This window comes from Ectothiorhodospira lacustris (genome assembly GCF_022227785.1).
GTDB classification, from domain to species: domain Bacteria; phylum Pseudomonadota; class Gammaproteobacteria; order Ectothiorhodospirales; family Ectothiorhodospiraceae; genus Ectothiorhodospira; species Ectothiorhodospira lacustris.
The window spans coordinates 1-22,512 of record NZ_JAJNQM010000039.1 but is presented as its reverse complement, the minus strand read 5'-3'; the positions used below and the strand labels follow the sequence as shown (position 1 = coordinate 22,512).

Genomic DNA, 22,512 nt, shown 5'->3' with positions numbered 1-22,512 from the left:
GAAATCCTCGCCGTCTCAGATTCCCGCCGGATATCTCACCGCCGCCAATGCCGCTTCCGCCGCGGCATCTACGTCCGCCTCGCTGCCAGACAGGGTCAAACGCCCGAAGGCGCCCACGGCGCGGACGTCGATGAGGGTGATGCTGGCCGCCTTTTCCGCCTGATTGGCGGCGTAGACCACGTAACCGGCCGGTTCCGTTTCCAGGATGAACAGGCTCTCCCCCGGCAGGATCATGGAGCCACGGCGGTTCTGGCGGTTGATCAAAACACTGTGATCCGGGGTGATGCCGCGGATGGTTTCCTGCCAGGCGACCCGGCAGGTTTCACGGTCTTCCTGGCGCGCCCCGAGGCGGGATAGCAGCACCCTGCCCGCCTCGCGCACGTCGCTCTGGTCCCGCTGGTGAATCACCATCGAGCCGTAGGCCCGCTCCACCACCTGCTGGGCCAAACGCACCCGCGTCGCCTTGAGGGCCATGTCGGTGAGCCGGTGCACCGCCATTCCCGGCGACACCTCGATCCACAAGCAGGCGTCTCCCGGCACCGGCAGAAAACCCTGGGAGACCGTGGCCATGTAGGCCGCCAGCTGCGGCTGCAGGGAGTCCATGAAAACATAGGTTCTGAGCTTGATCATCAAAGTCGCCCGTTGATTTAAGAAACCTTGTCATCATCCTTGTTCTTGCCTTCCAGTTCATCCAGCCGTGCCCGAACCTTGAGGAAACGTCGCATGTCCGTCTTGCTGATGGGCAGGACATCCCGGCGCAGCAGCCGGACCAGGGCCGCCACCATCAGGATCATGATGATGCAGAACGGCACCGCCGCCACCAGGGAGGCCGTCTGCAGGGCTTCCAGGCCGCCGGCGAAGAGCAACGCCCCGGCGATGGCCGAGATCAGCACCCCCCAGATGATCTTCACCACCAGCGGCGGTGTCAGGCTGCCCCGGGTGGTCATGCTGCCCAGGATGTAGGAGGCCGAATCCGCCGAGGTGATCAGGAAGGTGGTGATGAGCAGCAGGGCCATCAGCGACAACAGGGTGGAAAACGGCAGGATGTTGAACAACTCGAACAGGGCCACGGTCACGTCCCGGTTCACCGCCTCGGCGATCTGAGTGCCCGCATTGAGATCGCTGTAGAGCGCGGTACCACCGAAGACGGCAAACCAGAAGCAGGCGATCAGGGGCGGCACGATCATCACCCCGAAAATGAATTCCCGGATGGTCCGGCCCCGGGACACCCGTGCCACGAAGGCCCCGACGAAGGGTGACCAGGCGATCACCCAGGCCCAGTAGAACAGGGTCCAGTCCCTGACCCAAACCCCGCCTTCATAAGGTGTGAGACGCAGGCTGTAATTCACGAAATGGGTCAGATAATCCCCCATGCCCAGGGTGAAGGTTTCCAGAATGAACACCGTCGGCCCGGCGATGAAGACCACCAGCAACATGAACAGCACCAGAGTCATGTTGACGATGCTCAGATATTTGATGCCCTTGCCCAGGCCGGTGATGGTGGAGAGGATATAGGCGCTGAAAATCCCCATGATGATGAGGATCTGCACCCAGCCCGTATTGGGGATGCCGAAGACCGCACTCAGGCCGCCGTTCATCTGCAGCACCCCCAGCCCCAGTGACGTGGCCACCCCCATGACCGTGGCGATCACCGCCAGGGAGTCCACGCCGTCCTTGACCCAGGGATGCTTGCCCAGCACCGGTTCCAGGGCGGTGGACACCAGACCGTTCTGCTTGCGGCGAAACTGGAAGTAAGCGATCACCAGGCCCACGATGCCAAAGATGGCCCACTGGTTCACGCCCCAATGAAAGAAGGAATACCCCATGGCGATTCGGGCCGCCTCGGTGGTCTGCGCCTCGTTGCCGGAGAACGGCGAGGTATAGAAGTGACTCATGGGCTCGGCCACCCCCCAGAACACCAGACCGATGCCGAATCCGGCGGAAAACAGCATCCCGACCCAGGTATAGAAGCGAAACTCGGGACGCTCATCCTCCCGGCCCAGGCGGATGTTGCCGTAGCGACTCAGGGCCAGACCGACGAGAAAGATGACAAAGCAGAAAACGGAAATGAGGTAGAGCCAGCCGAAGTGCTCGGTGGTGAAGAGATACAGTCGTCCGGTCACGCTACCGAAGCGTTCCGGTATCAGGGCGCCGGTCAGTGCCAGGATGGCGATCAGGGTGGCGGAGAGGGTGAAGACGGGGTTCTTGAGCAGATCCAGAAAACGTGGGTTTTCCATGCTTGTTTGTGTTCCAGGCGGCATCCGGGGCTGGATAGTTCATAAAACTATGTATGATCATCATGAACTTGTCGAGGCCGGCCATGGCGCCCGGGCCTGAAACCATACCGCCCGTTCCGTGGTCGACAACACTGTTCACCCATCACGATGGAGCATCATCCCATGGCCTTTGATACCGAGAACGAACCCGGCATGACGGCCGCGCCCGCGCCCCGGACCGAGGGTTTTCGTCTCAACCACTGCATGCTGCGCATCAAGGCGCCGGAACGGTCCCTGGACTTCTACAGCCGGATATTCGGCATGCGTCTGCTGCGCAAGCTGGACTTCCCCGAACTGGAATTCTCCCTCTATTTCCTGGCCCGCATGGACCCGGACGAAGCCGTTCCCGAGGACCGAGACGAACGCACCCGGTGGACCTTCAGCCAACGCGGCATTCTGGAACTGACCCACAACTGGGGTACGGAAGACCAGCCCGATTTCAGCTACCACGACGGCAATGAAGCGCCGCAGGGATTTGGTCACATCTGTTTTGCCGTGCCGGACCTGGATGATGCCGTCCGCTGGCTGGACGAAAACCGGGTCCCCTTCGTCAAGCGGCCCGAGGAAGGTGCCCTCAAGGACGTGGCCTTCGTCACCGACCCGGACGGCTATTGGATCGAGATCCTGGAACCGGCCCGACTGGGCAAGCTGGGTAACGGCGCATGAGCGAGACCTGGCCCGCCCGGGGTCCCTTCCTGCGGGACCGACCGCTGATCGTGGAAGCCAGCGGTCGCCCTTCCGCCATGGACAAGCAGGCGACCGATGCCCCCGCTTGGCTGGATCGGGACGGTTTCAAGGGGGATCGGGTGGTCGATGTGCAGCATCACGGCGGCCCCGACCGGACCGTGTGTCATTACCCGGCCCAGCACTATGCCCTGTGGATCAGGCACTATCCTTTCCTGGACGGTGAGCTGGCGCCGGGTGCCTTCGGCGAGAATCTCAGCACCGAAGGACTGTCGGAAAGGGAGATCTGCATCGGTGACTGCTTTCGCTGGGGCGAGGCGGTGATCCAGGTGAGCCAACCCCGCTCCCCCTGCAGCACCCTGGAGGCCCGTCATGAGGCACCGAGACTGAACCGGCGCATGTCCCACAGCGGTGCCATCGGCTGGCTCTACCGCACCCTGGAGCCCGGATGGGTGGCCCCGAATGCACCACTGGAACGCATCGAGCCCCATCCCGCCCGGGTGACTGTCGCCCGGGTCTGGGCGGTCCACATGGACGCCGAGGCCGACGATGCCGGCCTCCAGGCCCTGGCCGAGCTGGCGCCGCTGGCGAAGGTGTATCGGGACCGGTTCCATCAACGGCTGGATTATCGACGGCGGCAGGCGGACCAGGGTCGCCTGTTCCCCTGACCCGCCCTCTCGCCGGTGGGGATGGGCATCAGCGGCGCACTCCCGCCAGCGAGATCTCCCCCGCCTCCTCCAGAGTCAGGAATCGGCTCAGTCCCCCCGTGTCCATCCGGGCCTTCAGGGTGTAGCGGAAGGTATCCCGCTGGGTCTGACCGAGCAGGTCATTGAACAGCCGCAACCCGTTGATGAGATCGATCCCCGCCTGCACTTCGACGATCTGCTCCCCATAGGCGGGCACCGTCTTCAGGTCACTGGCCACGCCGGTGATCAGCCGCCGCCCCTCCAGCTCCACGTGGTAGCTCATGCCCCGCAGGGGCAGCGGCGTCGGATTGGGATTGACCACCCGCAACCCGATGAGAAACCGGGGCGAGAGGGAATCGGAAGGCAGGGTCCGGAAGGAGTCCAGCAGCAGGGACGGGGTCTCGTAGCCGGGCCGCATGCCGGCGCAGCCGGATACCAGCAAGACGCCGGCGGACAGAAGAAAAAGACGACGACGGGGCGAGAACGGATGTTTGCTCATGGGGCGGGCCTGTGCATCTGCACTTTGAGACGTGAGCGGGTAGAATAATCCACCCACTCCCATCGCCCAAATCCCGGAATTGCCATGGCCAACCCATTTCAAGAACAGCTCCTCAAAGCGGGGCTGGTGGACGAGAAGCGTGTCAAGAAGGTGCGGCACGACGAGGCCCGCAAGCGCAAGGGTCAACCCAGGGACAAGACGGAAGCCGCCCCGGACCCGGCACTGAAAGCGGCGGAAGAGGCACGTCGCCTTGAGGCGGAGCGATCCCGGGAACTGAATCGCCGGCAAAAGGAGGCGGCCGAGCGCCGTGCCCTGGAAGCCCAGGTCCGGCAGCTGGTGGACACCCACCGCCTGTCCCGGAAAGACGCGGAACTGCCCTACCACTTCCAGCACGGCAGCGCCGTCCGGCGCATCCTGGTGACCCGGGAACAGCGGGACCGACTGGGCAACGGCCGACTGGGCATCGTCACCCTGGATGACGAACACTACGACATCGTGCCCAGGGAGGCGGCGGAAAAGATCCGGGAACGGGATGCCTCACGGCTGGTGCTGCTCAACGAGCCGGCGCAGAAAACGGAGAAGGACGAGGATGACCCCTACGCCGGATATGAGGTGCCGGACGACCTGATGTGGTGACGACACCGACCGCTGACCTGGGTCAGCGAAAGCCGCGCTGACCCGTCCCATGCCAGAACACCTGCTATCCTCAGGGTCAAGGGCATCCATCCACCCGACCGTGACGGCAGACGTTCCGGCCGGTCCTGCGGGTATATCCTGGGGAGGGCGTCATGCGCAGTCTCAACACTCTGCTTGCCGTCACCGGCCTGCTTGTCATACCGCCATGGCTCACGGCCGAAGACCTGGACCCGGGGGAAGGCAATGCCGCCTTCCGGCATCTGCCCCAGTACCAGTCCTACCTGGAGAACCAGGACGACACCCGGATGACCGAATTCGGCGGCTCCATCCCCCATCGCAAACACGATGACTTCAATCCCCTTCCCAAGGGCTACAAGCACGCTCAGCCCTACCTGAAGAACCTCTGGCTGGGCTATCCGTTCATGTACCACTACGACCGCGCCCGCGGCCATACCTTCGCCCTGCAGGACGTCACCCATACCGACCGGGTCAACCGTTACGATGAACACGCCGGCCTGCCCGCCACCTGCTACAACTGCAAGACCAACGCCATGCCCCAGCTGCTGGCCCGTTACGGCGACGACTTCTGGGCCATGAACTTCCACCGCTTCCGCACCGTCCTGGACCCGGACCGGCACACCATCGGCTGCACCAACTGCCACGACCCGTCGGATCACATGCGTCTGGTCATCACCAGCGTCCCGCTGACCGAAGCCCTCGAACGCCAGGGACGAGACTGGCGACAGGCTTCACGGGACGAAATGCGCACCCTGGTCTGCGCCCAGTGCCACGTGGAGTACTACTTTGAAACCGGCGAACACGGGGTTGCCGCCAAGCCCCACTTGCCCTGGGATGAAGGCATGAATCCGGAGGACATCTACCGCTTCAAGTCCGCCGGGGACCCGGACCGGGACGGCTTCAGCGGTCAGTTCCGGGACTGGGTGCATGCGGTGTCGAAAACCCCCATGCTCAAGGCCCAGCACCCGGAATACGAAATGTTCCATGACAGCGTCCATGCCCAGGCCGGGGTCAGCTGCGCCGACTGCCACATGCCGCGGGTTCGGGTGGGACCGGCCGCCATCACCGCCCATCACTGGACCTCGCCCCTCAAGAGCGAGGCGATGATCCGCAGTGCCTGCCTGGGCTGCCACGATCAGCTCACCCCGGCCCAGCTCAAGCAGCGCACCGAATACAATCAGGCCCGGGTATGGCGTCAGCTCAACATCGCCCAGGAAAAGTCCGTGCGCGCCCACGAGGCCGTGCGTCAGGCCATGGAATGGCCCGGTGTGGATCAGGTCCTGCTGACTCAGGCCAGGGAAAAGGTGCGCAAGGGACAATGGTTCTGGGACTACGTCTCCGCCGAGAACAGCGCCGGCGCCCACAATCCGGTGAAGGCCCTGGATACACTGGCTTCTTCCCAGCAGTACAGCGACGAGGCGATACAGCTGGCGATTCGGGCCACCGGCCATGCCATTGCCGAATCCATGGACCGCCCCATCGGTGAACTGGTCCCGCCCATCCGGGAACACAGCCGCAAGCTGCAGCAGGATCCGGCTCATCTGGAGAGCCACCCCTGGCTCGGCTATCTGCCCCTGCTGCCGGAAGCAGAGCTGATCTGGGACGGTAACCAGCGTCTGCGTTGAGACCGAGACCACCGGCGGGCCGGTCGGCCCGCCCGAGCGGGAAGGACAGAATGATGAAGATGTTCCGGACCATGGCCGCGCTCCTCATCCTGTTGGCATTGCTGGCCTTGGGGGGCACCGCCGGGCACCACATGACCACCACCGATGCCTTCTGCAGCAGCTGTCACGCCTACGAGAAGGTCTCCTGGGATCAGGGGCAACACCCCGAGGTGGGTTGTCTGGACTGCCACACGGGGGGCTTCGTGCGGGACAAGGTGCAAGGCGCGCGCAAGATGTTCCTGGTCTTCACAGGACAGCGGGACCCCCACCACGACCGGCTACCCTCATACCCCGAAAAGACCCAGGCCAACTGCAAGGGCTGCCACCTGACGGAGACGGCGGCGGTCCATCAGCCCTTCTTCCTGGCCCGGCATGAGGGCTACATGGCGGCGACGGGCAGCTGCACGGCCTGCCATGAGTCGGGACATGTGGCGGCGGTGAGGGAACAGCGCTATGGGCGGCGGTAGGCGGGCCGGGCGAACCTTACACGCACTGCCCCGCCGCGTGGCCCGATGACCAGGCCCACTGAAAGTTGTAGCCGCCCAGATGCCCCGTCACGTCCATCACCTCACCAATGAAATACAACCCCGGCCGGTCCCGGCAGGCCATGGTCTTCGACGACAGGGCCTCCGTGTCGACCCCGCCCACGGTCACCTCGGCAGTCCGATACCCTTCCGTGCCGGAGGGCCAGACGGTCCAGCGCTTGCAGGCGGCCTCCACCGCCTCGATATCCACGGCAGTGAGTTGCTCCAGCGGCTTGTCCTCCATCCAGCACTCGCACCAGCGCTGGGCCACCCGTCGGGTCAGGTGCTGCCCCAGCCAGGTCTTGAGGGCCATTTTGGGTCGCTCGCGGCGAAGCCGGTCGAGATGGGAGGCCAGCAGGTCCAGATCCGGCAACAGGTCGATCTCCACCGGCAGACCCGGTTCCCAGTAGGAAGAGGCCTGCAGCACGGCGGGACCGCTGAGTCCGCGGTGGGTGAACAGGAGGTTTTCCCTGAAGGCGTGGCCCGCCACGGTCACCCGCGCCTCCAGGGCGATGCCGGAGAGATCGCGCACCCGCTCCAGGGTGCGTCCGGACAGGGTCAGGGGCACCAGGGCGGGCCGGGGCGGATGCACCCTCATGCCCAGGGAGCGTGCCAGTGCCATGCCGAAGTCGGTGGCCCCGAGGGTGGGAATGGAGCACCCGCCGGTGGCAATCACCAGGGACTCGCAGCTCACCGGGCCCAGGGGAGACGACAGTCGATGAGGCTCACCGATCCGCAGGTCGCTGACCGGACTGCGGGTCTCGACACGCACACCAGCGGCCTCGCACTCGTCCAGCAACATACGGACGATATCCTTGGCGGAATGATCGCAGAACAGCTGTCCATGGCTGCGCTCGTGATAGGCGATGCCGTGACGTTCCACTAGGGCAATGAAGTCCGCCGGGGTATAGCGGCTCAGGGCGGATTTGACGAAATGGGGATTACGGCACAGATAGTTGTCCGGCCCCACATGACGATTGGTGAAATTGCAGCGCCCGCCGCCGGACATGAGGATCTTCTTGCCCACCTTATTGGCATGGTCCAGCACCAGCACGCGCCGGCCGCGGGTGCCGGCGGCGGCGGCGCACATGAGCCCGGAGGCACCGGCGCCGATGATGACCACATCAAAGTGGCGAGCCATGGGGGGAGGATTCATGGGAGGCGATTCTAAATCAGACGGACGGGAAAATGATAAGCCCTTTTCCCGAAGGGGATGCTCCGAATCCGGCATTCCCGCGCTGGCTGTCGCGGGAGTAACGAAGGGGGCATTGGGGCGACAAAAGAGGAACGACGTGGAACTTATAATATTGAATAAGTCTAATTATCAAAAAAGAACGCCACCCAAAAGGATTACCTCCATGTTCCGCACCAGCCTGCTCACCCTGCTCCTACTCCTGGCCGCCTGGACCGCCCCCGCCGGGGCGCGGGAGGACCGGGTGGTGGCCACCTTCTCCATACTGGGCGACCTGGTCAGGGAAGTCGCCAGTGAGGACATCACCGTTGACGTGCTCACCCCGGTGGGCGCCGAGGTCCACGACTGGGAACTCACCCCACGGAACTTCATGTCCCTGGAACGGGCGGATATCGTCTTTTACAACGGCTTGAATCTGGAACAGTGGATGCCCCAAGTGAAAGGCACCGTGCGCACCCGGACCCCCGTGATCGCCGTCGCCGAAGCGTCCGGATTCGAGACCCGGCCCATCATCACCGGTGAGTTCGCAGGTGTGCCAGATCCACACCTGTGGATGGATCCGCGGGCGGCGTCCGCCTACGGCCATGCCATCGCCGCAGCCCTGGCCAAGCAATGGCCCGAGCGGGCGGAAGATTTCCGGCAACGTGCCGACCGGCTGGAACAACGCCTGCTGGCCCTGCATGAAGAACTCGGTCGGTCCCTGGCCGCCATCCCGGAGGATCAGCGCCTGCTGATCACCAGCGAGGCCGCCTTCGTCTATTTTGCCGCCGCCTACGGTTTCGAGCATGACGGCGTCTGGGGAACCAATGCGGAAACCGAGGGCTCCCCCAGGCAGATCATGCGGATCGTAGATCGGGTGCGCGAACACCGGCCACGGGCCCTGTTCTGGGAAAGCACCATCACGGATCGGTATGTGCGCAATGTGGCCGCCGACACCGGCATCGCCGTGGCCGGTCCGCTCTATGTGGACTCCCTGGGAGGACCCGGTAGCGGCGCCGAGGATTATGCGGCCATGATGCGTCATAACGCCGCCCTGCTGCGTCGGCATCTGGGGGCACAATGAGGACATCGACGTGGTCTTGAGACTGCCCTCCAAACCCATGGCCGTGGAAGTGAAAGGACTCAGCGCGGCCTATGACGGCCAGTCGGTGCTGGAAGACGTGGACATCGCCCTGCCTGCGGGCAAGTGGACCGCCATCATCGGTCCCAACGGCGCCGGCAAGTCCACCCTGTTCCGCATCCTGCTGGGGGTGATGAAGCCGCTGAGCGGAGAAGTCACGGTGCTGGGTGATGCGCCGTCCCGGCAGCGCCGCCTGGGGTATATCGCCTACATGGCCCAGCAGGAGGCGGTGGAATGGGATTTCCCCATCTCCGTGCAGGACACGGTGATGACGGGACGTTTCGGCCACATGCGCGGTGATCCCTGGTGGCGCCGACTGCTGCCCCCCCGCTGGACCCACCCCCGCCACTGGGACGTGGTGCACCGGTCCCTGCAGGCGGTAAACATGCAGGATTTCGCCCACCGCCCCATCGGCGCCCTCTCCGGCGGCCAGAAAAAGCGCGTGCTGCTGGCCCGGGCGCTGGCCCAGGAAGCCCGGCTGCTGTTGTTGGACGAACCCCTGGCCGGGGTGGATGCCGCCAGTGAACGGCTGATCCTGGACCTGCTGACCCGGCAGCGGGCCGCCGGCCGCACGGTGGTGATGGTCACCCACGACATGGACAGTGCCCGGCGCTATGCCGACCAGGTGCTGCTGATCAATCGCACCATCGTGGGTATGGGCGCGCCCGATAACATGCTGGTGGACGAGATGCTGGCACGCACGGCGGTGGCCGGCTGGCGGCCGGTGGCCCGGCGCGACCCACCTCTGGAGGCCTTCCCGTGATGGAGACGCTGGAAACCCTGGGCATCGGGCTGATCGACGGTCTGCTGGCGGTACTCATGCTGGGGGTGGGCCTGCTGCCCGATGCCCTGGCGGAACCCTTCAGCTACGGCTTCATGCAGCGCGCCCTGCTCACCGCCATCCTGGTGGGTGCCATCTGCGGCCTGCTGTCCTGCTTTGTGGTGCTCAAGCGCTGGTCGCTGCTGGGAGATGCCATCTCCCATGCGGTCCTGCCCGGCGTAGCCATTGCCTATCTGCTGGGCTGGCCCTTCTTCATCGGTGCCTTCATCGCCGGCGCCCTGACCTCCGTGGGTATCGGTGCCCTGGAACGGCATACCCGCCTCAAGGCGGATGCCGCCATGGGCCTGATGTTCACGGCGGCCTTTGCCCTGGGGGTGGTCATCATCAGCAAGATCGCCACCAACACCCATCTCATGCACATCCTGTTCGGCAATGTTTTGGGGGTCCAGTATCCGGCCCTGCTGCTGACCCTGTTCTCGGGAGTGGTGGCGTTGCTGGCGGTGTGGGCCTTCTACCGGCCGCTGCTGCTGTACACCTTCGACCCGATGCAGGCCCAGGCCCTGGGCTTCAACACCGGGCTGATCCATTACGGGCTGATCCTGCTGCTGACCCTGACCATCGTCGCCAGCCTGGAAACGGTAGGGATCATTCTGGTGGTGGCCATGCTCATCACCCCGGGGGCCACCGCCCATCTGCTGACGGAACGGCTGACCACCATGATGCTGCTGTCGGTGGCCGTGGGGGTGACGGCATCGGTGGTAGGACTCTACCTGTCCTTCCGGCTGGACGTGGCATCGGGAGGCGCCATCGTGTTGGTGGCAGCGGGCCTGTTCCTGGTCAGCCTGCTGCTGGCCCCCCGCCATGGCCTGCTGGCAAGGTGGTGGCGCGCCCGACGCCTGCACGCGCCCTCTCCCTCCAACTAGGTCTGGCGCAGCACCAGGGTGACCCGCTCCACATCCTCCTGGGTGTCCACCCCCGCCGGCGGAGTTTCCAGGGCCGTGCCCACGTGGATCCTTGCCCCATGATAGAGGGCCCGCAACTGCTCCAGACTCTCAATCCGCTCCAGGGCGCAGCTCTCCATGCGGGTGAAGCACTTGAGATACCCCACCCGGTAGGCATACAGGCCGATATGACGCCGACAGACCTGCAGGGCCGGTGACACCTCCATATCCAGGGCATCCCGTTCCCAGGGAATCGGGGCACGACTGAAATAGAGGGCAAAATCCCGAGCATCCCGCACCACCTTGACGGTGTGGGGATCATAGAGCTGGGCCGCCCGGGTAATAGGGGTGCACAGGGTGGCGATCACGGCCTCGGGATGGGCCGCCAGATTCTCGGCCACTTGGCGCACGATAGAGGGGGGTGTCAGGGGCTCATCCCCCTGCAGGTTCACCACGATGGCGTCATCCGGCCAGTCCATCCGCGCCGCCACTTCCGCGATGCGGTCGCTGCCGGAAGTATGGTGCACCGAGGTCAGGCAGACCCGGGCACCGAAAGCCCGGGCGGCCGCCTCGATCCCGGCATCGTCCGTGGCCAGGACCACATCCTCTGCCCCGCTGGCCTGGGCGCGCTCCCAGACGTGGCGCACCATGGGCTTGCCCGCCAGATCCACCAGCGGCTTGCCGGGCAGGCGCGTGGAGCCATAGCGAGCCGGGATGACCACCTTGAAGGACATTCAGTACTTCCCCCCTGTGACGACGACCGTCGATGACCCTGGGCGGGTCACTTTTCCTTCCACTTCTCCAGCTCCTCTTCCGTCAACCGGCGGGCCTCGTCCTCCAGCATCACCGGGATGTCGTCGCGGATGGGATAGGCCAGCCGGGCGCCGCGTGAGACGAGTTCGCCGCGGTCCTTGTCATAGATCAGGGGACCTTTGGTGACCGGGCAGACCAGAATATCGAGCAAGCGTTTGTCCATCGTTCCATTACCTCAAGCTGTGAAGGCGATCCAGGGCCTGGACCGCGCGCAGTATTGCCGATGCCAGGGCCGGCTCGGGCACGGCGCTGACGGGTACAAACCAGTGTTCGGGGCCGGCCATGCCCCGGCATTTTACGGCATCCTTCTCGGTCATCAGTACCGGAAGACCGTCATCAAAGCGTATCTCATCCACCGTGTAGGGATGATGATCCGGAAAGGCGTGGGGGATCACTTCCAGACCGGCCGCCGCGAGCATGTCGAAGAAACGGGGCGGATGACCGATACCGGCCAGGGCATGGACCCGCCGGCCAGCCAGGGCATCCAGGGACATGACCTGCTCCGGCCGTCGCACCGACAGGGCCATACGGCCGGTGAGCTGCATGGTCTGCTCGCCGGGACGGGGCGGGCCGTTGACCACCACGAAGTCCACCTCGTCCAGTCGTCCCGGCGGCTCGCGCAACGGACCCGCCGGCAGGCACAGGCCGTTGCCGAAGCGTCTTTGGCCATCCACCATGACAATCTCCAGATCCCGCTGCAGAGCATGATGCTGCAGGCCGTCATCGGCGACGATGACGTCGCAGTCATGGGCCGCCAGCAGCGCCCGCGCCGCCCGGTTGCGATCCGGGTCCACATAGACCGGACAACCGCCGCGGATGGCGATCAGCACCGGCTCGTCCCCCACCTGGGTCGGATCGCTTTCCAGCGTGACCGGCTGAGGCCAGTGCCGGGCCTGCCCCCCGTACCCCCGGCTGACCACCCCGGGACGGTAGCCGTGGTCCTTGAGCAGACCGCAGAGCCAGACCACCATGGGCGTCTTGCCGGCTCCCCCCACGGTCAGGTTGCCCACCACGATCACCGCCCGCACCGGCAACCGGGGACGATAGCGATTGCGGCGGCGATGCCGGGCCCGGTTGAGCAGGACCACGGCGGTGTAGAGCAGCGACAGCGGATAGAGGGCCAGGGCGACCGGGTTGCGGTCGTTCCAGTAATGATCCAGGGATTTCACCGGCCGCACGCCCCCCGTCTCAAGACCTATTCCATCCCGACATCATTGAACTGCAGGCGATGCAGGCGGGCATACATGCCGTCCCGGGCCAACAGGTCCCGATGGCTCCCGGTCTCCAGGATGCGTCCTTCCTGCATCACCACGATGCGGTCCGCCTTTTCCACTGTGGACAGGCGGTGCGCGATGACCAGGGTGGTGCGATTGCGCAGCAGGTTGTCCAGCGCCCTCTGGATATGCCGTTCGGCCTCCGTATCCAGGGCCGAGGTGGCCTCGTCCAGGATCAGGATGGGGGCGTCCTTGAGCAAAGCTCGAGCGATGGCCAGACGCTGGCGCTGACCGCCGGAGAGCAAGACCCCGTTGTCCCCCACCATGGTGTTGAGCCCTTCGGGCAGACGGCGGATGAACTCCATGGCCTGGGCCGCCTCTGCCGCCGCCAGGATCCGGCGTTCATCGGAGGGATCCACTTGGCTACCGTAGGCGATGTTGTTGGCGATGGTGTCGTTGAACAGGGTCACATGCTGACCCACATAGGCGATCTGGCGACGCAGATCGGCCAGGCGGTACCGGCGGATGTCCACCCCGTCCAGCAGCACCTCGCCCCGCTGGGGTTCATAGAAACGAGGCAACAGGTTGACCAGGGTGGTCTTGCCGCTGCCGGAACGCCCCACCAGGGCCACGGTTTCTCCCGGGGCCACCTCAAGATCGATCTCCCGCAGCACATCCCCCTTGGCGGCGTCGTAGCTGAAGCTCACGCCTTGCAACCGGATCTCCCCCCCGGCCCGCTCAAGGGACAGGGTGCCCTGATCCCGTTCCAGGGGCTCATCCAGCAGACCGAAGATGTTCTGCCCGGCCGCGATACCCTTCTGCAACATGGCATTCACGTTCACCAGGCGGCGGATGGGCGTCAGCAGCAGCAGCATGGCGGTGATGAAGGAGACGAAGGTTCCCACCGAGACGTCCTGCAGCAGGGACTCATGGGTGGCGATCCAGACGATCAGGGCCAAGGCGATGGCGACGAAGAACTGGATGATGGGCAGGTTGCTGGCCTGGGTGGCCACCATCTTCATGTGCAGGCGACGGTTACGTTCGTTGATCTCATCGAAGCGGGACTGTTCATAGCCCTCCCCACCGAAGATCTTGACCACCCGGTTGCCGTCCATCACCTCCCCGGCCACATGAGTCACATCTCCCATGGAAGCCTGGATACGCCGGCTGATCTTGCGAAACTGCCGGGTCACCCGGCTGACCGCAAAGGCCACCGCCGGGGCCACGATGAGGACCGCCATGGTGAGCTTCCAGTTCAAATACAGCATCCAGCCCAGCAGACCCAGTACCGTGACCGTATCCCGGATCAGGATGGTGATGCTGTCGGTGGAGGCCGCCGCCACCTGCTCTACGTTGTAGGTCAGGCGGGAAATGAGCTGGCCACCGGCGTTGCGGTCGAAATAGGACACGGGCATCTGCAACAGGTGCCGGAACATGCGCCCGCGCAGTTCCTTGACCACCTGCCGCCCGACCCACTTCATGGTGTAATTGGACACGAACTCCGCCACGCCGCGAATGAAGAAGATGCCGATAATGGCCAAGGGGATCCAGCGGATGGCATCCGGGTCTCGGTCCACGAAACTGCCGTCCATCAGAGGCCGCATCAGGGCCGCGAAGCCGGTCTCGGTGGCGGCGGTGATGAGCATGGCCACCAGGGCCATCAGCAGATAGGGCCAGTATTTCAGGGAATGGGACAGCAGCCGACGATAGACCTCCACGCCGGGGATCTGATACTGGGTCTGTCCGGGCAGTGATGAATGACGACTCATTCCGGGTCACCACCCAGGGTGGCGATGGACAGGCGGGACACCCCCAGGCGGCCGGCCACGTCCATAGCGGTGACCACGGACTGGTGCGGGGTGCGGGCATCGGCCCGGATCACCAGGGGCATATCCGCCCGGCCTGCCAGGAGCTCCACCATTGCCGCCCGCAGGGTCTCGGGGCGAGTATTGACCAACTCGGCGCCATCCAGGAAATAGCGTCCCTGGGCATCAATCACCAGGTCCAGCGCGCTGGGCGGACTCTCCTGTTCCGGTGATTCGGCGCGGGGCAGTTCCAGCTGCAGCACGGAATGCCGGTCAAAGGTAGTGGACACCATGAAGAAGATCAGCAGCAGGAACACCACATCGATCAGGGGTGTGAGGTTGACCCCGATCTCCTCGGTCTGTCGACGACGAAAATTCAAGACGGCTTCACCCCGGGTGCGGCCACCCGTTCTCCTTTGAGCACTTCCACCAGCTTGATGGCCTCCTGCTCCATGTCCAGCACCAGTTCATCCACCCGGCCGCGAAAATAGCGATGGAAGATCATGGCGGGAATGGCCACGGAGATCCCCGCCGCTGTGGTGATCAGGGCCTGGGAGATACCGGCGGCCAATTCACCGGGACTGCCCACGCCCACTGCCGTGATGACGGAAAACACCTGTATCATGCCGACGACGGTACCCAGCAAACCCAGCAGAGGGGTGATGGCGGCGATGGTACCCAGGGTATTGAGAAAGCGCTCCAACTCATGGGCCACGCGACGACCGGTTTCCTCGATGGTCTCCTTCATGACCTCCCGCGAGCTGCGCCGATTGACGAGCCCGGTGGCCAGGATACGACCCAGGGGCGAACCCTCCCGCAAGGTGCGGATGCGGGCATCGTCCAGTTCACCGGCCTGGATCCACTGCCAGATCTGCACCACCAGCTGGGACGGGATGACCCGGCGGCGGCGCAAAGTCCAGAAGCGCTCGATCACGATGGAGAGCGCAATCACCGAACATGCGATGATGGGCAGCATCAGCCAGCCACCGGCCTTGACCAGTTCAAACACGTCTTGCATCACTCCGGGTTGATTGGACTGGAGGGCATGATACTTGAAACAAGGGCTTGAAGGAAAAATGGAAAAACAGCAGAAGACCCTCACCATGAGCGTGCTGATGACACCGGATATGGCCAACTTTTCCGGGCATGTCCACGGCGGCGCCACGCTCCGACTGCTGGATCAGGCGGCCTATGCCTGCGCGGCGCGTTATTCCAACAACTACGTGGTCACCTTGTCGGTGGACCAGGTCTTTTTTCGCGAACCCCTGCGCGTCGGGGAACTGGTGACCTTCATGGCTTCGGTCAATTACACCGGCAAGACCTCCATGGAAGTAGGCATCCGGGTGATTGCCGAGGACATCATCCGGCACCAGAGCCGCCACGCCATGACCTCCTACTTCACCATGGTGGCGGTGGACGAGAACGGTCGCCCGGTCCGGGTCCCTTCACTTGAGATCGAGACCCCCACCGAGCGACGCCGGTACGAAAATGCCGCCATGCGCCGGGAACTGCGCCAGGAGATCGAACGACGGCATGGACAGATTCGTCAGCAGTACAAGCCGCGCTCCGGGACCCGTACCGGGTCAGGGCAGGATCACGCCGATCAGCACCAACCCATCATGGAGCAGGAACAGGGCCAGTAGCAGCAGCATCCCACCCAGGGCACGCATGGTGTAGATGTAGGGCCTGCCGCAAAGTAGCCGCCTTGATCGCCCGACCAACACGGCAATGCCCATCTTCGCGCCCACCATCAGCAGGTAAAAGCTGCCGATGAAGGCGGCGCCGGCAAACCAGGCGTGTTCCAGCGCCCTGACCGTGACCGGGCCTCCCACGGTTAGCCAGAACAGATAGGGGTGTGGACTCAGGACATTGACCAGCACCGCCTTCTGCAGTGACCGTTCCCGGGGTGCCGCCTCCGCCCCCATGGGACTGCCGGAAAATGTCAGTCCCTGCCAAGCCAGGTAACACAGGAACACCCCGCCTCCCAGGGAGATCAGTCCCAACAGCGTATCCAGTCCCGAGAGCCGGCTGAGCACGAACAGGGTCAGCAGGATGATGGGCAGGTCCGTCAGCACCGGCGCCAGGGCCACCTTGATCCCGGCACGGGCACCATATTGCAGGGTTTCGGAGATCACCAGGGCCAGCAAGGGACCCGGCGCCATCCCGGCGGAAAACCCCAGGATCATCCCGGTGCTCAGGCTGGCGATCATCAAATTACCTTTTTATTCCTGTATTCGATCGATGGATTCCCGCTTGCGCGGGAACGACGTATCTGCCGGCTGTCATCTGCTGGATTCCCGCTTGCGCGGGAATGACGTGCCGGCCCCTCAGCGGTGCCAGTGGCGACGCGCCGCATGGCGGTGGCCCGGCTGCACCGTCACCCCCTCCCCCGGCACGAAGTCCACCCGCAGGGCGCCTTCATGGACCGGGTCCAGCCACTGAATCCCGCGAGTCCTCAACCGGGCCAGGACCTCGTCATGGGGGTGTCCCAGGCGGTTTTCAAAACCGGTGCTCACCAGGGCCAGTTGGGGTGAGACCCGGTCCAGCAGGGCCTCCGACGAGGACGTGCTGGAACCGTGATGAGGCAACACCAACACATCCGCGGCCAGTCCCTTCCCTTCGCCGCGCACCAGCACGGCCTCCCCCAGGCGCTCCACATCCCCCGGCAACAGCATCGAACCACCGGGGCCGCTCACATGGAGCACGCAGGAGGAGTCATTATCATCCCCCCAGCCCCGCGGCGGATGCAGCATCCGGAACGTCACCCCGTCCCATTGCCAGGCCTCGCCCCGCAGGCATTCCCGGCTCCGGGCATGGGGTAGCCGCACCGGAGAGCGGCTCAATACCTCGCCCACCGCAAGACTGTCAAGGATGGCGTGGGCACCGCCGATATGATCGTTGTCGCCATGGCTGACCACCAGCCGGTCCACCTGCCCCCTTCCCAGATGCCGCAGATAGGGGACCACCGCCGCCGAACCGGCATCAAAGCGTGGGCTAAAGCGCGGCCCCGTATCGTAGACCAGGGTATGGTCCCGGGTCTGCACCACCGTGGCCAGCCCCTGCCCCACATCCAGCACGGTGAGCCGGAATTCACCGGGCTGCAGTGACGGCCTGATCGGCCAGAGCATGGGCAGCAGCAAGAACACCCCCAGCCAGCGGGCGGGCAGGGCACGGGGCGCCAGGATCAGGGCCAGCCCCAGCAGGGCGGGCCACAAGGTCCAGAACGGCGGCGCCGCCCGCCATAGGGACCAGGGCCATGATCCCATGTGCTCCAGCAGCGGCCACAGGAGGCTAACGGCCAGATGGGCCGCCAGCCAACACCACTGCGCGGCCCAGGGGATCAGCGGAGCCAGCAGCACGCCGCCCAGGGTGAGGGGGACGACCACCACGCTGACCCAGGGCACGGCCACCAGGTTGGCCAGTGGCGAGACCAGCGACCCGTGCTGGAACATCACCAGGGTCAGGGGCAGCAGCCCCACCCCCGCCACCCACTGGATACGCAGGACCGCTGCGACCCCCCTGGGCCTCTGCAGCCGCCCCGTCATGGCATAGAGGATCACCCCCACGGCGGCAAAGGAGAGCCAGAACCCGGCATCCAGCACCGCACGCGGATCCAGACACAGCACCACCAGGAGCGCCAGTGCCAGGGTCCGGCCCGGCCGGGCCACGCGCCCGAGCCACAGGGCACCCAGGGCCACCACGAGCATGGCCAGGGCCCGCTGGGTGGGGACGGCAAATCCGGCCAAGGCCGCATAACCGGCGGCGCAGATCAGGGCACCGATCACCGCCGCCCGCTGAGCGGGCAGCCGCAGCGCCAGCCCTGGCACCCGTCGCCAGCCCCAGAGCATCAGGCCATACCCCATCCCCGCCATCAGCCCCACATGCAGGCCGGAGATGGCCATCAGATGGTTGGTGCCGGTATCAATCAAGGTGGTCCACTGCTCCGGCCCGATACCGGACCGATCCCCGACCGCCAGTGCCCGCAGAATCCCGACGTAGGGGCGCTCGTCCAGCACCAGTTCCATCCGCTCGACCAGATCGGCCCGCAGGCGATGCAGTCGATGGATCGGACGGTCATCCATGCCCAGCCGCCGCGCCGAGTCCGTCTCTCGCACATAGGCGGTGGCGCCGTAACCCTGGCGAAACAGCCAGCCCTCATAATCGAAGCCGCCGGGATTGCGAAACCCCGTGGGCCGGCGCAGGCGCAGGGTCAGTTGCCAGCGCTCCCCGGGCACCATGTCGGGAGACTGCCCGTACCAGGCCACCCGCACCCGCCGGGGCAACCTCTCGTCCGGGTCGCAGGCGCCGTCCGCCCAACCTTCGACCCGAAAACCGAAGCGAACCCCGCGATCCAGTGCTTCCGGCAGGGAATCCACCACCCCGATCAGGGTCATGTCCTGTCCGGAGAGTCCCGCGGGCAGCCATGGACCGGCCACCAGATGAGTGTGCAACAAGGCCCATGAAAAGCCCAACAGGGCGATGGCCGGCCATCGCGCCGAAGGCATGAATCTGTAGAATAGGGGCACGGCCAGGCAGACAACGACCCACGCAAGCGCGGGCAGATGGGGGAGGCTGTGGAGAGCCACCACCCCGAGAAGAAACGCCAAGGCCTGGCTTTGCATCTTCCGCTCCCTGGAAAAGCATCCATAATGGGCGGCCCGCCCGTGGCATCCGTCGCGGGGCCGCGGCACCCTGAACCGTGCAAGAATCCATGGCAAAAAAGCTCATCAAGAGCCTGTTTCCAACCTACCACAAAGTACGGGAGCATGAATCCCTGCGCTTTTTCGGCGCGGTGCTCAATGACCCCAACCTGTGGCATCTGAACCGACGGTCCGCGGCGGGGGCCTTCGGCGTCGGTCTGTTCGTGGCCTTTCTGCCGATCCCGGCCCAGATGCTGACAGCAGCCGCTCTGGCGATCATCGTGCGGGTGAACCTGCCCATTTCCGTGCTGCTGGTCTGGATCAGCAACCCCCTCACCATGGCCCCCATCTATTACGCCGCCTACACCATCGGGCGGTTCCTGATGGGTGAGCCACGGCGGGGTTTTTCCTTTGAGTTGAACCTGTCCTGGTTCACCGGAGAGTTGGTGGTGATCTGGAAACCGCTGCTGCTGGGCAGTCTGGTGATGAGCGTGATCGCCGGACTGGCGGGATACATCACCATACGGCTGCTATGGCGGCTGCACATCGTGCGGCGCCTGGATCTCAAGCGACGGCGCCTGCCCCGGCTCGGACGCCGCCGGGAATCCTCTTCTCCCCCCACCGATCCATAAGATAGCTCTGAATAGCCTCCCTGCCATCACTCCCGCACCTCCCTGCCGTCACTCCCGTACCTCCCTGCCGTCACTCCCGCGAAAGCGGGAGCCCAGAGCCTTCAGTCTATAACCTGGATTCCCGCTTTCGCGGGAATGACCTGCGAGATAAGGGCATGACCTGTGAGATAGGGCATGACCTGTGAGATAGGGCATGACCTGCGAGATAAGGAAATGACCTGTGAGATAAGGAAATGACCTGAGAGATGAAGGAATAGTTGTGGGATAAGGCAAAGATTGATTCGGGATATTCCCGAAAACCTGCCTATGCAGGCGCCGGTGCCCGGCGCAGGGGCCTTAGCCGCCCTTCTTCCAGCATCATGACCCGGTCCATGCGCTCCGCCAGCTGCATGTCGTGGGTGACCACCACAAAGGCGGTGCGCAACTGGCGATTCAGACGCAGCATCAACTGAAAGATCTCCTCCGCCCGCCCACGGTCCAGATTACCGGTAGGTTCATCCGCCAGCACCGCGTGGGGCTCGGTGATCAGGGCCCGGGCGATAGCGGCCCGCTGGCGCTCCCCGCCGGAGAGTTCCCCCGGCTTGTGGGCGACCCGATTGGTCAGCCCCACCCGCTCCAGCAGACTGCGGGCACGATCCGCCGCCATCCCCGGGTTCTCGCCACGGATCAGCAGCGGCATGGCCACGTTTTCCAGCGCCGTGAACTCGGGCAACAGATGATGAAACTGGTAGATGAACCCCAGATGCCGGTTACGCAGCTTGCCGCGTCGGGCGTCGGAGAGCCGGGCCACATCCTGGCCGCAGATACTCACCGTACCCTGGGTAGGCAGATCCAGCCCCCCCAGCAGATGCAGCAGGGTACTCTTGCCGCTGCCCGAGGTACCGACGATGGCCACCTTTTCCCCCGGCTGGACCTCCAGGTCGACGGCACTCAGGACCTCCACCTTGAGGCCCCCTTCATCGAAGGTCTTGCCAAGGCCCCGGCACTGGATCACCGGGCCTCGGGTATCGATCTGCCAATCCACCATATGCGTTCTCCCGCTACTCGTATCGAAGGGCATCGGCCGGCTGGGTGCGGGAGGCCCGCCAGGCCGGGTAGAGGGTGGCGATCACCGTCAGACCGAAGGCCAGCAGGCCCACCCGCGTGACATCCTGCAGCTTCAGGTCGGACGGCAGGTCGGAGATGTAGTACACATCCGGCGACAGGAACTTGAGGCCCAGCAGGGACTCGATGGCGGGGACGATGGTCTCCACGTTCAGGGCCAGCGTGATCCCCCCGAGCACCCCGAGCACCGCACCGACCACACCGATCAACGTCCCCTGGACCATGAAGACCAGCATCACCGAGAACGGCGTCATCCCCAGGGTACGCAGGATGGCAATGTCCGATTGCTTGTCGATCACCACCATTACCAGGGTGGAAACGATATTGAAGGCCGCCACCGCCACGATCAGGGACAGGATGATGAACATGACGGTCTTTTCCGTCTGTACGGCACGGAAGAAATTGGCGTGCTGGCGGGTCCAGTCATTGACCCAGAAGCGCCCCTCCAGCTCCGACGCTACCTGCCGTGCGATCAGCGGTGCCCGCATCATGTCATCCAGTTTCAGGCGCAGGCCGGTGACGGCATCATCCATCCGGTAGATCTGTTGGGCATCGTTCAGGTGAATGAAGGCACTGCTGCGGTCATATTCGAACATGCCCACCTCGAACACCCCCACCACATCCAGACGGCGCATACGCGGCAGCACGCCCACGGGGGTCACCGCCGCCTGGGGAGTGATCAGCGTCACCTTGTCGCCCACCCCCACCCCCAGGGCCAGCGCCAGCTCCCGCCCCAGCACCACCCCAAAGCGTCCCGGCTGCAATTCATCCATGCTGCCGAGGACGATGTGTTCACCCACCCGGGAGACCCGGGCTTCCAGGTCGGGCACGACGCCGCGGATCATCGCCCCGCTGACCTGCTGACCGCTGGAAAACATTCCCTCCGCCTCCACGAAGGGCGCCACGCCCACGACCCGGGCGGCCCCTTCCACCTGGGCCATCACCTCGGGCCAGTGACGCAGGCGCCCGTCGAATTCGGCAATGGTGGCGTGGGAGGCCATGCCCAAGATGCGTTCACGCAGCTCCTTCTCGAACCCGTTCATCACCGACAGCACCGTGATCAGCGCGGTGACGCCCAGGGCAATCCCCAGCATGGAAATGAGGGAGATGAAGGAAATGAAGTGGTTGCGGCGCTTGGCACGGGTGTAGCGAAGGCCGACGAAGATCTCAAGGGGTCGAAACATGGGCGGATTAAATCACAGGCCAAGGTGAATTCATATGTGGAAACACTGAACAATCTCTCTGCCGTCACCCCCCATCCCCTGCCCGGCCGGGTGGACACA

General features: G+C 64.8%; 24 protein-coding genes. 10 read left to right on the top strand and 14 right to left on the bottom strand.

Translation table 11 applies throughout. From position 1 onward, the window contains the following. Positions 1-15: 15 nt before the first annotated feature. Positions 16-630, bottom strand: a complete 615-nt coding sequence (locus LQ952_RS09145) for a BMC domain-containing protein (RefSeq protein WP_238622356.1) — start codon at positions 628-630, stop codon at positions 16-18. Between the two features lie 17 nt (positions 631-647). Beyond that, complete coding sequence (locus tag LQ952_RS09140) at positions 648-2,237, bottom strand: BCCT family transporter (protein ID WP_238622355.1); 1,590 nt, start codon at positions 2,235-2,237, stop codon at positions 648-650. Between the two features lie 162 nt (positions 2,238-2,399). Between LQ952_RS09140 and gloA the strand changes: the two genes are divergently transcribed. Next, positions 2,400-2,942, top strand: a complete 543-nt coding sequence (gene gloA, locus LQ952_RS09135; protein ID WP_430733401.1) for a lactoylglutathione lyase — start codon at positions 2,400-2,402, stop codon at positions 2,940-2,942. Further along, on the top strand, positions 2,939-3,628 hold the full coding sequence (locus tag LQ952_RS09130; RefSeq protein WP_238622354.1) for an MOSC domain-containing protein: 690 nt from the start codon (positions 2,939-2,941) through the stop codon (positions 3,626-3,628). Before gloA ends, LQ952_RS09130 begins: the two co-directional genes overlap by 4 nt. 28 nt (positions 3,629-3,656) lie before the next feature. Here the strand turns inward: LQ952_RS09130 and LQ952_RS09125 are convergent, their stop codons facing one another. Beyond that, the gene (locus LQ952_RS09125) at positions 3,657-4,145 is read right to left on the bottom strand and encodes an LEA/WHy family protein (RefSeq protein ID WP_238622353.1); all 489 of its coding nucleotides are present in this window, start codon (positions 4,143-4,145) and stop codon (positions 3,657-3,659) included. Between the two features lie 84 nt (positions 4,146-4,229). Here LQ952_RS09125 and LQ952_RS09120 point away from each other — a divergent pair, with 84 nt between their 5' ends. The 3 genes from LQ952_RS09120 (at position 4,230) to LQ952_RS09110 (ending at position 6,930) form a co-directional block, all read left to right on the top strand. Next, entirely contained in the window at positions 4,230-4,781 is a 552-nt protein-coding gene (locus tag LQ952_RS09120; protein ID WP_238622352.1) for a DUF2058 domain-containing protein, read from the top strand. A 152-nt stretch (positions 4,782-4,933) separates the two neighbouring features. After that, positions 4,934-6,424 carry an ammonia-forming cytochrome c nitrite reductase subunit c552 gene (locus LQ952_RS09115; protein ID WP_238622351.1) on the top strand — a complete coding sequence of 497 codons (1,491 nt, stop codon included), beginning with the start codon at positions 4,934-4,936 and terminating at the stop codon, positions 6,422-6,424. 50 nt (positions 6,425-6,474) lie between these two features. Continuing rightward, positions 6,475-6,930: a NapC/NirT family cytochrome c gene (locus tag LQ952_RS09110; protein WP_238622350.1), complete on the top strand. Its 456-nt coding sequence runs from the start codon at positions 6,475-6,477 to the stop codon at positions 6,928-6,930. A 16-nt stretch (positions 6,931-6,946) separates the two neighbouring features. Here LQ952_RS09110 and LQ952_RS09105 read toward each other — a convergent pair whose 3' ends face one another. Then, positions 6,947-8,143 carry a BaiN/RdsA family NAD(P)/FAD-dependent oxidoreductase gene (locus LQ952_RS09105; RefSeq protein ID WP_238622349.1) on the bottom strand — a complete coding sequence of 399 codons (1,197 nt, stop codon included), beginning with the start codon at positions 8,141-8,143 and terminating at the stop codon, positions 6,947-6,949. A gap of 202 nt (positions 8,144-8,345) precedes the next feature. Here LQ952_RS09105 and LQ952_RS09100 point away from each other — a divergent pair, with 202 nt between their 5' ends. From LQ952_RS09100 to LQ952_RS09090, 3 genes are read left to right on the top strand one after another with little or no spacing between them, the layout of a single operon-like run. Beyond that, on the top strand, positions 8,346-9,242 hold the full coding sequence (locus tag LQ952_RS09100; protein ID WP_238622348.1) for a metal ABC transporter solute-binding protein, Zn/Mn family: 897 nt from the start codon (positions 8,346-8,348) through the stop codon (positions 9,240-9,242). A 10-nt stretch (positions 9,243-9,252) separates the two neighbouring features. Further along, positions 9,253-10,062 carry a metal ABC transporter ATP-binding protein gene (locus tag LQ952_RS09095; protein WP_238622347.1) on the top strand — a complete coding sequence of 270 codons (810 nt, stop codon included), beginning with the start codon at positions 9,253-9,255 and terminating at the stop codon, positions 10,060-10,062. Continuing rightward, positions 10,062-11,003: a metal ABC transporter permease gene (locus LQ952_RS09090; RefSeq protein ID WP_238622364.1), complete on the top strand. Its 942-nt coding sequence runs from the start codon at positions 10,062-10,064 to the stop codon at positions 11,001-11,003. The genes LQ952_RS09095 and LQ952_RS09090 overlap by 1 nt, the downstream gene beginning before the upstream one ends. Here the strand turns inward: LQ952_RS09090 and kdsB are convergent. Genes kdsB through LQ952_RS09060 form a run of 6 tightly spaced genes read right to left on the bottom strand, consistent with a single transcriptional unit; the run spans position 11,000 to position 15,862 of the window. Continuing rightward, positions 11,000-11,755 carry a 3-deoxy-manno-octulosonate cytidylyltransferase gene (gene kdsB, locus LQ952_RS09085; RefSeq protein ID WP_238622346.1) on the bottom strand — a complete coding sequence of 252 codons (756 nt, stop codon included), beginning with the start codon at positions 11,753-11,755 and terminating at the stop codon, positions 11,000-11,002. The genes LQ952_RS09090 and kdsB overlap by 4 nt on opposite strands. 47 nt (positions 11,756-11,802) lie before the next feature. Beyond that, entirely contained in the window at positions 11,803-11,997 is a 195-nt protein-coding gene (locus LQ952_RS09080) for a Trm112 family protein (RefSeq protein WP_238622345.1), read from the bottom strand. A gap of 7 nt (positions 11,998-12,004) precedes the next feature. Next, positions 12,005-13,003, bottom strand: a complete 999-nt coding sequence (lpxK, locus tag LQ952_RS09075) for a tetraacyldisaccharide 4'-kinase (protein WP_238622344.1) — start codon at positions 13,001-13,003, stop codon at positions 12,005-12,007. 26 nt (positions 13,004-13,029) lie between these two features. After that, the gene (gene msbA / locus LQ952_RS09070) at positions 13,030-14,817 is read right to left on the bottom strand and encodes a lipid A export permease/ATP-binding protein MsbA (RefSeq protein ID WP_238622343.1); all 1,788 of its coding nucleotides are present in this window, start codon (positions 14,815-14,817) and stop codon (positions 13,030-13,032) included. After that, entirely contained in the window at positions 14,814-15,233 is a 420-nt protein-coding gene (locus LQ952_RS09065) for an ExbD/TolR family protein (RefSeq protein WP_238622342.1), read from the bottom strand. Before LQ952_RS09065 ends, msbA begins: the two co-directional genes overlap by 4 nt. After that, positions 15,230-15,862, bottom strand: a complete 633-nt coding sequence (locus LQ952_RS09060; protein ID WP_238622341.1) for a MotA/TolQ/ExbB proton channel family protein — start codon at positions 15,860-15,862, stop codon at positions 15,230-15,232. The genes LQ952_RS09065 and LQ952_RS09060 overlap by 4 nt, the downstream gene beginning before the upstream one ends. A gap of 67 nt (positions 15,863-15,929) precedes the next feature. Between LQ952_RS09060 and LQ952_RS09055 the strand changes: the two genes are divergently transcribed. After that, on the top strand, positions 15,930-16,496 hold the full coding sequence (locus LQ952_RS09055) for an acyl-CoA thioesterase (protein WP_238622340.1): 567 nt from the start codon (positions 15,930-15,932) through the stop codon (positions 16,494-16,496). On the opposite strand, the gene LQ952_RS09050 is transcribed toward LQ952_RS09055, so the two are convergent. Next, a complete protein-coding gene (locus tag LQ952_RS09050) occupies positions 16,437-17,063 on the bottom strand; it encodes a LysE family translocator (protein WP_238622339.1) in 627 nt (208 codons plus the stop codon). The genes LQ952_RS09055 and LQ952_RS09050 overlap by 60 nt on opposite strands. 117 nt (positions 17,064-17,180) lie before the next feature. Continuing rightward, positions 17,181-19,475, bottom strand: a complete 2,295-nt coding sequence (locus tag LQ952_RS09045; protein WP_238622338.1) for a DNA internalization-related competence protein ComEC/Rec2 — start codon at positions 19,473-19,475, stop codon at positions 17,181-17,183. Positions 19,476-19,564: 89 nt separating this feature from the next. On the opposite strand from LQ952_RS09045, the gene LQ952_RS09040 reads away from it, so the two are divergent. Continuing rightward, on the top strand, positions 19,565-20,125 hold the full coding sequence (locus LQ952_RS09040) for a DUF2062 domain-containing protein (RefSeq protein WP_238622337.1): 561 nt from the start codon (positions 19,565-19,567) through the stop codon (positions 20,123-20,125). 304 nt (positions 20,126-20,429) lie between these two features. On the opposite strand, the gene lolD is transcribed toward LQ952_RS09040, so the two are convergent. Continuing rightward, on the bottom strand, positions 20,430-21,152 hold the full coding sequence (gene lolD, locus LQ952_RS09035) for a lipoprotein-releasing ABC transporter ATP-binding protein LolD (RefSeq protein WP_238622336.1): 723 nt from the start codon (positions 21,150-21,152) through the stop codon (positions 20,430-20,432). A 13-nt stretch (positions 21,153-21,165) separates the two neighbouring features. Next, entirely contained in the window at positions 21,166-22,413 is a 1,248-nt protein-coding gene (locus LQ952_RS09030) for a lipoprotein-releasing ABC transporter permease subunit (RefSeq protein ID WP_238622335.1), read from the bottom strand. Between the last annotated feature and the right edge of the window lie 99 nt (positions 22,414-22,512).